Source organism: Kitasatospora xanthocidica, assembly GCF_014656195.1.
Lineage (GTDB): Bacteria > Actinomycetota > Actinomycetes > Streptomycetales > Streptomycetaceae > Kitasatospora > Kitasatospora xanthocidica.
Genome location: NZ_BNBY01000011.1, coordinates 228,627 through 240,023, shown reverse-complemented (window position 1 = coordinate 240,023; position 11,397 = coordinate 228,627). Strand labels below are relative to the sequence as shown.

The 11,397-nt window shown below is 74.7% G+C and carries 10 protein-coding genes; 4 read left to right on the top strand and 6 right to left on the bottom strand.

The window, feature by feature from the left end:
• Positions 1 to 328: 328 nt before the first annotated feature.
• Both IE332_RS41935 and IE332_RS21675 read right to left on the bottom strand, forming a co-directional pair.
• Positions 329 to 2,455, bottom strand: coding sequence for a restriction endonuclease (locus IE332_RS41935; RefSeq protein WP_268256595.1), 2,127 nt, complete (start codon positions 2,453 to 2,455; stop codon positions 329 to 331).
• 554 nt (positions 2,456 to 3,009) lie between these two features.
• Positions 3,010 to 3,666, bottom strand: a complete 657-nt coding sequence (locus IE332_RS21675; RefSeq protein ID WP_189918917.1) for a maleylpyruvate isomerase N-terminal domain-containing protein — start codon at positions 3,664 to 3,666, stop codon at positions 3,010 to 3,012.
• Positions 3,667 to 3,770: 104 nt separating this feature from the next.
• On the opposite strand from IE332_RS21675, the gene IE332_RS21670 reads away from it, so the two are divergent.
• Positions 3,771 to 4,709, top strand: coding sequence for a DUF2797 domain-containing protein (locus tag IE332_RS21670; RefSeq protein WP_189918915.1), 939 nt, complete (start codon positions 3,771 to 3,773; stop codon positions 4,707 to 4,709).
• A gap of 28 nt (positions 4,710 to 4,737) precedes the next feature.
• Here the strand turns inward: IE332_RS21670 and IE332_RS21665 are convergent, their stop codons facing one another.
• The 4 genes from IE332_RS21665 to IE332_RS21650 form a co-directional block, all read right to left on the bottom strand.
• On the bottom strand, positions 4,738 to 5,043 hold the full coding sequence (locus IE332_RS21665; protein WP_189918913.1) for a hypothetical protein: 306 nt from the start codon (positions 5,041 to 5,043) through the stop codon (positions 4,738 to 4,740).
• Positions 5,044 to 5,397: 354 nt separating this feature from the next.
• Positions 5,398 to 6,135, bottom strand: coding sequence for a succinate dehydrogenase/fumarate reductase iron-sulfur subunit (locus IE332_RS21660; RefSeq protein ID WP_189918911.1), 738 nt, complete (start codon positions 6,133 to 6,135; stop codon positions 5,398 to 5,400).
• Positions 6,132 to 8,078 (bottom strand): fumarate reductase/succinate dehydrogenase flavoprotein subunit, encoded by a 1,947-nt coding sequence (locus IE332_RS21655; protein ID WP_189918972.1) that lies wholly within the window; start codon positions 8,076 to 8,078, stop codon positions 6,132 to 6,134. Before IE332_RS21655 ends, IE332_RS21660 begins: the two co-directional genes overlap by 4 nt.
• 11 nt (positions 8,079 to 8,089) lie before the next feature.
• Complete coding sequence (locus IE332_RS21650; protein WP_189918909.1) at positions 8,090 to 8,794, bottom strand: succinate dehydrogenase cytochrome b subunit; 705 nt, start codon at positions 8,792 to 8,794, stop codon at positions 8,090 to 8,092.
• A 96-nt stretch (positions 8,795 to 8,890) separates the two neighbouring features.
• Here IE332_RS21650 and IE332_RS21645 point away from each other — a divergent pair, with 96 nt between their 5' ends.
• From IE332_RS21645 to IE332_RS21635, 3 genes are all read left to right on the top strand, one after another.
• Positions 8,891 to 9,811 (top strand): LysR family transcriptional regulator, encoded by a 921-nt coding sequence (locus IE332_RS21645; protein ID WP_189918907.1) that lies wholly within the window; start codon positions 8,891 to 8,893, stop codon positions 9,809 to 9,811.
• Between the two features lie 164 nt (positions 9,812 to 9,975).
• Positions 9,976 to 10,566: an RNA polymerase sigma factor gene (locus IE332_RS21640; protein WP_229928781.1), complete on the top strand. Its 591-nt coding sequence runs from the start codon at positions 9,976 to 9,978 to the stop codon at positions 10,564 to 10,566.
• A complete protein-coding gene (locus IE332_RS21635; protein WP_189918905.1) occupies positions 10,563 to 11,216 on the top strand; it encodes a hypothetical protein in 654 nt (217 codons plus the stop codon). The genes IE332_RS21640 and IE332_RS21635 overlap by 4 nt, the downstream gene beginning before the upstream one ends.
• Positions 11,217 to 11,397 lie beyond the last annotated feature (181 nt).

The window sequence follows — 11,397 nt, the reverse complement described above, 5'->3', positions numbered from 1 at the left end:
GTAGACCTTGTTCAGGCCGGTGGCGCGGGCGGCCGCCCGGCCGGTGCGGACGGCGGTTGCGGGGAACGTCACGTGGGACTCCTGGGGACGGAAAAGCGGAAAATCGGACTCCAGTCCATCCTGCCAAGAGCTTCTTATGCGATGTGTATGCCGCCGGGACGGTGGGCCCCCGCCGACCCGGTGGGGCGGCGGGGGAGCTCTCCTCCTCAGGTATGACACCCGCCCCTGAGGACCAAGGTCCCCGGTTCCCGGAGCCGGGTCGCGGGTCCGGGTCGCGGATCCGGGCCGTGGACCCGGGTCGATCGGCGAGCGGTCCGCGGGATGCGCCCTACTCCACCGCCACCCCGAAGGCCGCCGCCAGCCCGGCCAGACCGTTCGTCACCGCCCGGCCCGACGGGCCGAACTCCCAGCCGCCGCCCGTCCGTCGGAACGCGCCCAGCAGCATCGCGCTGTCCGGCACCCCGCCGGTGGCGCCCGCCCACCCGGCCGGACCGGCCGCGCCCGGCCCGTACACGGCGGCCACCGACAGCCCGTGCACGTACCCCAGCGGCAGCGCCGACGATTCCTCCTCCTCGGTGGAGACGGCCACCACCACCTCGTCGACCGCGGCCGGCAGCCGGTGCAGGTCCAGGGACAGCCGGACCGCCCGGGTCGGCTCGCCCGGCACCGAGCGGGTCGGGTGCAGGCGGACCGCGCCCTCCGGGTCCTGCGGGCTGTTGAAGAACACGAAGTGCTCGTCACTCAGCACCCGGCCGCCCGCGCACAGGAAGGCGGTCACGTCCAGCTCCACCGCGTCCCCGCCGGCCGTCCGGCTCTGCCAACTCACCGTCAGGGCCGTCTCCCGGTCGGCCGGCCCGGCCCCGGCCGGCTCCGCGGCGGCGGACGCGGCGGACCCGCCACCGCCGAGCCGGCCGCGCAGGCCCTGCCCGGCCAGCAGCTCCACCAGCTCCGGACCGCTCACCAGGGTCAGCGGCTTGCCCTCGATGTAGCTGTACGAGCCGCGGCCGAAGCCCGCCGTGGTGACCAGGATGCCCTTGATCGCGCCGTGGTGGCGGACGGTGGACTCCAGGTCGCGCACGGCCGTCGGCGGGACGGTCTTCCTGTAGCGCTTGGCCTGGATCACGATCTTGCCGCCGGTCACCGGGTCCAGGTCCTCCGCGACCACGTCCACCCCGACGTCGCCGCTGCGGGCCGTCGTCATCACCCGGAAACCGCGCAGCCGGAACAGCTCGGCGATCAGGTCCTCGAAGTCCAGCGGGTCCATCTCGAAGAGGTCCGGTTCGTCCTCGCCGCCGTGCCCCGCCACGCTCCCGCCGACCGTCTCCGGCCGCCGGTCCGGCCGCACTTCGTCCAGCCGCTCCGGGCGCGCCGACAACCGGCCGCCCAGGCCCTGGAAGCACTCCAGCGCGTCCACCCGGTCCAGCGCCAGCCCGGCGAACCCGGCCCGCGTCGCGGTCAGCGAGGACACGAAGCGCTCCGCCTCCCGGCCGGTCGCCGGATCGATGCCGAGGACGAAGCCGTTCAGCACCACCGAGTCCAGCAGCCCGTCCCGGTCCGCCCGGAACACCTCCGCCACCACCCGCAGCGACGACTGCGCCAGCACCTGCCGGTACAGCGCCTTGCGCTCCGTCGCCGGGCGGGCCACCTCGGCCTCGCGGTCGTCCGACTTCACGTACCGCACCCGGGCCGCCGCCGGCACCACGTCCGGCCCCGGCAGCTCCCGGTTCACCACCAACTGGCGGCCGGCCGCGTCGAAGGCCGCCACCAGCCGGTGCGGGAAGCCCTCCGGCCAGGCCGCCGAGGCGTACAGGCCCGCCGTGAAGTACTCCTGCACCGCCTCCGGCTCACCCGCCCGCAGCCGCCGCAGCAACTCCTCCGTCCGGGCCCCGCGCTCCTCGTCCTGACGGCGCAGCCCCTCCGCCCAGGCCAGGTACTCCCGGTGGTGCGCGGCCAGCCGCCGCTGCCGGTCCGCCTCCCGCGCCTGCGCCGCGTACCAGTCCTGCTCGAACCGGGCCCGGGCCTGCGCCAGGTACTGCTCGTACTGGCGCCGCACCCCCGGATTGCGGGCCTGCACCGCGTCCGGCGGCGGCACGAAGTAGACCGCGGCCGTCTGGTCCGGCATCTCCACCGGCACGCCCAGCGGCCCCGGGTCGAACGGCGGCACCGCACTCGGCGCCAGCAAGGCCTGCGGGCCGAACGCCGGCGCGGCCAGCCCGGCGGCCAGCAGACCCTTCAACTCCTCCACCCGGGCGTCCAGTTCGGCCGTCCGCCGGGCCACCTCCGCCTCCCGGGACTGCTGGTACGCGCGCTGCGCCTCCCGCTCGTCCCGGGCAGCCGCCCGCTGCGCCTCGCGCTGCTCCCGCTCCCGCCGACGCTCCTCCGCCGCCTCGGCACGCCACCGGGCCTCGTCCCGGCGCTGCTGCTGCCGCTGCGCCTCCGCCCAGATCGCCAGCACCCCGCTGCTCCGCCGCCCCGACACCGTCCGTCCACCCCATTCACCTCGCGCCGACCCCGGCCGCGCGACATCGCCTCCCGGCCGCACCGCCGACCGCGCCCGCCACAATAGAACGTGGGCACCCGACCGGGCCACGCGCCCGTGACCTGCGAGCCCTCGGCGGGTGCCTGACGCTCCATCGGGCGGGCCCCGGCGGTGCGGTCGGGCGCGCGTGGGCCGCGGGCTCACGGTGGCGCCCGCCGGCCGTGGACGCCCTGTCCGTCGCGGTCCGGCGGCCCGGTCGATCGCCAGTGGTCCATGGGCTCACGGTGGCGTCCGGCTCACGGCCTGTCGGTCGCCGCGCCGCCTCCGGCCGGGCCTGGCAGCCCGGCCGGGGCCTGTGGTCTGCGGGCACTCGGCCCGTTCGGGCGCTTCACTCCCTCGGGTCGGCGTACCAGCGCCTGTCTGTGCGGCGGGGGTGGTTGGGCAGTGGGGCCCGGCCGGTCGCCTGTGGATTCCCATCGGCGCCCGGTGCGGGGTCTGTCGGCCGCCGGTACCCCGTCCGTCCGGGGCCCTCACTCCGTCGGGGCGGCGTACCAGCGCCAGTCGGTGCGGCGGGGGTGGTCGGGCAGGGGCGCCCGGCCGGTGGCCCAGAGGAGGGTGGGCCAGGGGGCGTCGGTGGCCGGGGCGTCGGGGAAGAGCCGGGCGAGGGTGCGTTCGCAGAGGTCGGCGGGCGGGATCCACGGGAGGCCGAGGCCGGTGGCGAGGTCGTGGAGGTGGAGCAGGGTCTCGACCAGGCTCATGGCCACGAAGCCGGTCGGGTCGGCGAGCCCCCACGGGTGGTAGGCGCGGGTCTCCGGCGGGGCGACCCGGGCCACGGCGACCATCAGCCCGCCGCTCGCCTCCAGGACCTCGAGCAGCCCCTCGACCCCGCTGTCCGGGGTGGCGCGGACGAAGTTGTTCGGGGCGCCGGGCGCGCGGCGGGTCGCCACGAAGGGGACGTACCGGTCGCGCGGCGGCCGCGCGGGGCCGAGCAGGGCGGGGCCGAGCTGGGCGGCGTACGCGAGGAGGTCGTCGGCGAGGTGCTCGACGGTCTCCCGGCAGCTCCAGCCGAGCGTGCCGGCCGGGCGCGCCCAGTCGGCGTCCGCCGGGGCGCCGCGCAGGGTGTCGACGGCGAGCCGGAGGGCGAGGGCGAGGTCGTCCGCGGTGGGGGAGTCGGGGGAATCGATCATGTCCCGGAGGCTAGGCGACGCCTGGGCCCGTCGGCAGCGGAACAACGGTTGTCGGTGGTGCCGGGTAGCCTCGCCTGGTCGAGCGCCTACAGGGAGGGATGCCCGTGACGATTCCCGCACCGCAGCAGCCGGACCGGCCGGCCGGCTGGGTCTCCACCGGTCTGAGCTGGCAGGACGGCCGTGCCGTGCTCGGGGCCGTGCGCGGCGCCCGGGTGCACGAGCGCGCCGTGGAGACCGGCGCGGAGGTCGGCTGGCTGCTCGGCGGTCCGCGGCGCTGCACCGGGGCCTGGCTGGCCGGGGCGACGGAACGGACGCCGTGCCCGCACCACGCGGTGATCGACCCGGACGCCGCCGCGACGCAGTGCGCGGCCTGCCAGAGCGTGGACCGCGGCCTCGCCCTGGCGCGGGACCAGATCCTCGACGACGGCCGCACCTATCTGCTCTACCTCGCCTGGTTCGGCGAGGGCCTGCTGAAGGTCGGCCTGACCGCCGAGCAGCGCGGCGACAGCCGGCTGCTCGAACAGGGCGCGCTGGCCTACGCGTTCACCGCCCGGGGCGGGCTGCCCGCGGTGCGCCGCGCCGAACTCACCGTCGCCGCCTCGGGCTTGGCCCGGGAGCGGTACAAGTCCCGGCTCAAGGCCGATCACTGGTGGTCGCACGGCGACGTGCCGCACCGCCGTACGGTGCTCACCGAGGCCCGCGGCCAGGCGCACCGGCTGTTGGACGGCCATGCCGTGGAGCTGCTCGCGGACCGTCCGGTGGTGGACCACGTGGAGCGCTACGGCCTGGCGGGCGGCGCCCCGGAGGTCTACCGGGAGGTCGCGGGGCTGGCCGACGGCGCGGTGGTCGCGGGCCGGCTGCGGCCGCCGATCGGCAAGCACCTCTTCCTGGACCAGGCGGACGGCTCCGGCCCGCTGCTGCTGGACACCCGGCGGCTGACCGGCTGGACGCTCACCGCAGCGGCCGGCCGCCCCTCCGAGGGGCTGGTGCTGCAGGAGCGGGTGCGTCCGCCGGAGCCGGACACCCAGGAGGCGCTGTTCTGAGCCGGCCGGGCCGTCGCCGACCAGCCCGCTAGGCCAGCTTGCTGCGCACTCCGCCCGGGCCTGAGCGGGCGCGGCGGGACAGCGGGGGCCGGGACGGGCGGACGTCGGTGCGGGCGGCCGGGTCGGCGGCCTCGGCGGCCCGCCGGGCGAGCGCGGCCCGGGCGGCGGCCAGGGCGACGCGGGCGAGCAGCGGGTCCTCCCGGACGCCGGCCTCCTGCTTGGTGTGCTGGCAGGTGGTGCACCAGACCGGCGAGGCCGGCCCGTCCGGGTACACCATGCTCTCGGGCGGCAGGTAGTGCCCACCGCACTCGACGCACTCGAAGACCAACCTCATCCGACGATCACCGTCCCGGATCCGTGGCACCGACCGCAGGGCGACCAGAATTCGTGGACCCTGGGCACCATGCTCCCTTCCTCGTCCAGCTCGACCGTTGCCTCGGTCTTCTGGGTCCCCCCGGACCCGCCGCAGCCGGCACAGGACTGAACCTCGGGCATATGCCGTCCCTCCGTGGCGGAGCACCACCGTAGCGCGATTTCCCGCCCGTGAGCACCGCTCCTGACGATCCACCACCCGTACGGGGAGTGTGAACTGCCCCCGCACGCCCCGCCGAACGCGGTCGGCCCCTCGCGCGAGCACCAGCGCGAGGGGCCGGGGGTCGGAGGTCCCGACCGATCGGGGGAGGGGGTGTCAGCCGCGGGCGGCCCGCAGGAACTCCCGGTTCATCGCCGCGATGCTGGGCAGCGGGATGCCCTTGGGGCAGGCGGTGGCGCACTCGCCGGTGTTGGTGCAGCCGCCGAAGCCCTCGGCGTCCATCGCCGTCACCATGTTCCGTACCCGGGAGGCCCGTTCGGGCGCGCCCTGGGGGAGCACGTTGAGGTGGACCACCTTGGCGGAGGTGAACAGCATCGCCGAACCGTTCGGGCAGGCCGCCACGCAGGCGCCGCAGCCGATGCACTCGGCGTGCTCGAAGGCGGTGTCGGCGGCCTCCTTGGGGACGGGCGTGGCGTGCGCGTCGGGGGCGCTGCCGGTGGGGGCGGTGATGTAGCCGCCGGAGCCGATGATCCGGTCGAAGGCCGAGCGGTCCACCACCAGGTCCTTGACCACCGGGAAGGCCGCCGCCCGCCACGGCTCGACGTCGATGGTGTCGCCGTCCCGGAAGTGCCGCATGTGCAGCTGGCAGGTGGTGGTCCGTTCCGGGCCGTGCGCCTGGCCGTTGATGACCATGCCGCAGGCGCCGCAGATGCCCTCGCGGCAGTCGTGGTCGAAGGCGACCGGCTGGTCGCCGCGGGTGATCAGCTCCTCGTTGAGGGTGTCGAGCATCTCCAGGAAGGACATGTCCGGGCTGATCCCGCTGACGTGGTAGGTGGTCATCGAGCCGGCCGCGTCCGGGCCCGCCTGGCGCCAGATGCGCAGGGTGAGGTTCATGCGTAGCTCCGCTGGGTGGGGTGGACGTACTCGAAGTCGAGCGCCTCGCGGTGGAGGACGGGTGCCGCGCCGGTGCCGGTGAACTCCCAGGCGGCGGCGTAGCCGAACTCCTCGTCGCGCCGGGCGGCCTCGCCCTCGGGGGTCTGGCTCTCGGTGCGGAAGTGGCCGCCGCAGGACTCGGCGCGGTGCAGGGCGTCCAGGCACATCAGCTCGGCCAGCTCGAAGTAGTCGACGAGCCGGTTGGCCTTCTCCAGCGACTGGTTGAGCTCCTGCCCGGTGCCGGGCACCTTGATCCGGCGCCAGAACTCCTCGCGCAGCCGGGGGATCCGCTCCAGCGCCCGCCTGAGGCCGGCTTCGTCGCGGGCCATCCCGCACTCGTCCCAGAGCAGTTCGCCGAGTTCGCGGTGGAAGGAGTCCGGGGTGCGGTCGCCGTCCACCGCGAGGATCAGGTTGAGCCGGTCCTCGACCTCGGCCTCGGTCTCGGTGAGCACCGGGTGGTCGGCGGGCACGGCCGGCAGCGGGTGGCGGGCCAGGTAGTCGTTGAGGGTGGGCGGCAGCACGAAGTAGCCGTCGGCGAGGCCCTGCATCAGGGCGCTGGCGCCGAGCCGGTTGGCGCCGTGGTCGGAGAAGTTGGCCTCCCCGATGGCGAACAGGCCCGGGACGGTGGTCTGCAGGTCGTAGTCGACCCAGAGTCCGCCCATCGTGTAGTGGATCGCCGGGTAGATCCGCATCGGCACCCGGTACGGGTCCTCGGCGGTGATCCGCTCGTACATCTCGAAGAGGTTGCCGTACTTGGCCTCGACGGCGTCCCGGCCCAGCCGGCGGATCGCGTCGGCGAAGTCCAGGTACACGCCCTGGCCGCCGGGGCCGACGCCGCGGCCCTCGTCGCAGACGTTCTTGGCGGCCCGGGAGGCGATGTCGCGCGGCACCAGGTTGCCGAAGGCCGGGTAGATCCGCTCCAGGTAGTAGTCCCGCTCCTCCTCGGGGATCTCGGCCGGCGGCCGGGTGTCGCCCTGCGCCTTCGGCACCCAGATCCGGCCGTCGTTGCGCAGCGACTCGCTCATCAGGGTGAGCTTGGACTGGTGCTCGCCGGAGCGCGGGATGCAGGTCGGGTGGATCTGGGTGAAGCACGGGTTGGCGAAGTAGGCGCCGCGCCGGTGCGCCCGCCAGATCGCGGTGGCGTTGGAGTTCTTGGCGTTGGTGGAGAGGTAGAAGACGTTGCCGTAGCCGCCGCTGGCGAGGACGACCGCGTCCGCGGTGTAGGAGCGGATCTCGCCGGTGACCAGGTCGCGGGCGACGATGCCGCGGGCCCGGCCGTCGACGACCAGCAGGTCCAGCATCTCGGTGCGCGGGTGCATCTCCACGTTCCCGGCGGCGATCTGCCGGGACAGCGCCTGGTAGGCGCCGAGCAGCAGCTGCTGGCCGGTCTGGCCGCGGGCGTAGAAGGTGCGGGAGACCTGGACGCCGCCGAAGGAGCGGGTGTCCAGCAGGCCGCCGTACTCCCGGGCGAACGGGACGCCCTGGGCCACGCACTGGTCGATGATCTCCACCGACACCTGGGCCAGCCGGTGCACATTGGACTCGCGGGCGCGGAAGTCGCCGCCCTTGACGGTGTCGTAGAACAGCCGGCGCACCGAGTCGCCGTCGTTGCGGTAGTTCTTGGCCGCGTTGATGCCGCCCTGGGCGGCGATCGAGTGGGCGCGCCTGGGGGAGTCCTGGAAGCAGAACTGGACGACGTGGTAGCCCTGTTCGGCCAGGGTGGCGCCGGCCGCGCCGCCGGCCAGGCCGGTGCCGACCACGATCACGGTGTGCTTGCGCCGGTTCGCCGGGTTGACCAGCTTGGCGTCGAACCGCCGTTGGTCCCACCGCTGTTCGATCGGCCCGGCGGGGGCCCTGGTGTCGGCGACCGGCTCGCCGAGGGTGTAGTCCAGGTAGGTGCTCACTTCGTCACCGCTCATTTCACGATTCCGGTCATCACGGCCACGGGGACGGACAGGAAGCCGGCGGTCAACGCCAACGCCAAGGTGTTGGCCGTCAGCTTGAGGGCCCGGTCCCGGCGGGCGTTGTTGGCGCCGAGGGTCTGCGCGGCGCTCCAGAAGCCGTGCCGGATGTGCAGGCCGACGGCCAGCATCGCCACGACGTAGAAGACGTCGACGTACCAGCGGCCGAACGAGGCCACGATGTTCTGGTACGGGTGGCCCTCCTCGGCGGCCGGGTTCACGGTCAGCGTGGTCAGGTCGAGGATGTGCCAGACGATGAACAGCGCCAGGATCACCCCGCCCCAGCGCATGGTCCGGGTCGCGTAGCTCGCGCGGCGCCGCTTGTGCGCGTACTTGCTCGGCCGGGCGGCGAGGTCGCGGCGGCTGAGCTGGTAGGCGGACACGCCGTGCAGCACGACGGCGGCCAGCAGGCCGGACCGGGCGATCCACAGGAACCACTCGTGGCCCAGGAACGGCTGGCCGATGGTGCGCAGCCAGGCCGCGTAGCCGTTGATGTCGTCCGGACCGAAGAAGACCTTGAGGTTGCCCAGCATGTGCGCGACCAGGTACAGCAGCATGACCAGTCCGGTGACGGCCATGACCGCCTTCTTGCCGACGGTCGACCGCCACAGCGTCGCCAGGGTGGACGGATGCCGGCCCGTCCGAGTCGCGGTTGTCATGGCTGCCACGGTAGGGACGGCCGCCAGGGTACGTCCAAGACATGCTGCGGCTCATGACGATAGGCACCGGCTATCGACGCGGCCTATCCTGGTCGGGTGCAGCTCCAGCAACTCCGCTACTTCCTGGCCGTCGCCGAGACCCGCCACTTCACCCGGGCCGCCGAGGCGGCGCACGTGGCGCAGCCTTCCCTCTCCCAGCAGATCCGTTCGCTGGAGAGGGAGTTGGGCGCGGAGCTGTTCCACCGCACCCGGGGCAACATCGCCCTGACCGACGCCGGGGACGCCCTGCTGCCGCTCGCCCGGCGCATCCTCGCGGACACCGAGAGCGCCCGCCTCGCCGTCCAGGAGACGGTGCAGCTGCGCCGCGGCCGGGTCCGGCTGGGCGCGCCGCCCAGCCTGTGCACCAGCCTGGTGCCGGACGTGCTGCGGGTCTTCCGGGACCGCTACCCCGGCGTGGCGCTGGTGGTCCGCGAGGGCGGCTCGCGCGACCTGGTCCGCTCGCTGTCGGCGGGGGAGCTGGACCTCGCGCTGATCATCACCCCGCCCAGCGGGGAGCAGGCACCGGCGCTCGCCGTCACCGAGCTGCTGCACGAGGAGCTGGTCCTGGTCTCGGCCGAGCGGCGGGGGCGGCGCAGGGCGCGGGTGGCGGAGCTGCGGGGGCGCCCCCTGGTGATGTTCCGGGAGGGCTACGACGTGCGCGAGGCCACCCTGGCGGCCTGCCGGGCGGCCGGGTTCGAGCCGGAGTTCGCGGTGGAGGGCGGCGAGATGGACGCCGTCCTCGGCTTCGTCCGGGCCGGCCTCGGGCCCGCGGTGGTGCCCGGCATGGTGGCCGCCCGCTCCGGCCTCACGGTCACCCCCTTCGCCGGCCCGGGCCTCGGCCGCACCATCGCCGTCGCCCACGGCCACGAGGTGCCGCCCACCCGCGCCGCCGAAGCCCTGCGCGGCACCCTGCTGGCGCACCTGCACGACGCCGCCGGGTCGGGTGAACTCCCGCCGGGGACCCGGCTGTTGCTGTGATCCCGAGACCGAGCCTGATCCCGAGCCCGATCCTGCCCGGGCCGGCCGCCGGAAGGCCACCGGAAGGCCACCCGACGCCCGTCGCGACGGCCGCGTGTAACGCTCCGGAGCGCCCGAGCCAAGTAGAGACGTAAGGCAGTGCTCGTCCTCCCAAGGAGCCATCCGTGTCAGCGGAGCACCACCCGATAGCACCACCCTCGCGAGACCCGGCGGCGTTCGCCGTCTTCTACCAGCAGCAGTTCGACACCGTGCTCGGCTTCGTCACCCGGCGCACCGACAGCGTGCACCTGGCGGCCGACCTGACGGCCGACATCTTCCTGACGGCGCTGGAGCAGGCCGACAGTTACGACGCCCGCCGCGGCGCGCCCGTCGCCTGGCTGTACGGCATCTCCCGCAACGTCCTGGCCGCGCACTTCCGCGGCAATGTCCGCGAGCTCAACGCGGTGGCCAGGATCGCCGGTCAGCGGATGCTGGACGACCAGGACGTGTCCGCGATCGAAGGACGCATCGACGCGGCCCGCGAGGCCCGTGGCCTGGCCGCCCGGCACGCCGCCCTGTCCGAGCCGCTGCGCGCGGTGCTGGACCTGGTGGCCGTCGACGGCCTGGCCGTCCGTGAGGCGGCCAAGGCGCTGGGCATCAGCGCGGCCACCGCCCGGGTACGGCTGCACCGGGCCCGCAAGGCGCTGCAGAAGGCGATGCCGGAGTCCGGTACCACCAGTACGTCCGTGAACGCTCTCCTGGAGGCCGCCTCGTGACCACGCCCCTGAACTTCCGGCAGCAGCTCGGCGCCGAACTCGCAGCCCGCGCCGCGGACCTGCCCGCCACCACCGTCACCGCCACCACGGCCCGGGTCCGGCCGCGCCACACCCGCAGGCTGGTGGTGACCGGCCTCGGGCTGGCCGCCGCCGTCACCGGGGTCGTCCTGATGCCGCACACCGGCGGTGACGGCACCGCCCCCAAGCCGCAGGCCGGCCCCGCCGCCGCCCCGACGGCCAGCGGCGGCCCGGCCGCGGTGCAGCTCACCACCGCCTCCTACTCGGTGACCCCCAACACGGACGGCACCGTCTCCTTCCAGCTGATCGGCGCCGACTGGTCCGGGCTCCAGAGCGCGCTGCGCTCGGTGGGCGTGCCCGCGCTGGTCATGACGCCGTCGGAGTCCTGCCACACCCCGGTGGCCACCGACGGCAGCCGGCTGGAGTCGGTGATGTCGCTGGATCCCCGGAACGGCCGCATCGCGATCCTGCACCCCGCCGCCATCCCGCCGGGCGAAAGCCTGCTGCTGATCAACACGGCCCCCAAGGGTGCGCTCCACCCGGGCACCGTCGGGAACCTGGACATCTCGCTGACCAAGGAGACCCCCGGGTGCGTCCCGCTCTCCCAGACCAGCGGGATCGGTGAGGGCTGAGCCACCCCGCCAGCCCGTCGTACCGCAGGACGGTGGGGGTCGCGGGTGCGCCCGTGACCCGCACCCCCGTGCCGCACCGCGTCGCCTCCGGCGGCGCGGTGCGCGTACGTCGGCAGGAGGAGGCGCCGGGAGGAAGGGGGATTCCCGGCCCGGTTGCCCTTCGTCCTCGGCGGCGACGACG

Coding starts and splice junctions, on each gene's coding strand:
- IE332_RS21660 (WP_189918911.1), bottom strand. CDS start 6,135: ATGAACCTCACCCTGCGCATCTGGCGCCAGGCGGGCCCGGACGCGGCC.
- IE332_RS21650 (WP_189918909.1), bottom strand. CDS start 8,794: ATGACAACCGCGACTCGGACGGGCCGGCATCCGTCCACCCTGGCGACG.
- IE332_RS21675 (WP_189918917.1), bottom strand. CDS start 3,666: ATGATCGATTCCCCCGACTCCCCCACCGCGGACGACCTCGCCCTCGCC.
- IE332_RS21665 (WP_189918913.1), bottom strand. CDS start 5,043: ATGAGGTTGGTCTTCGAGTGCGTCGAGTGCGGTGGGCACTACCTGCCG.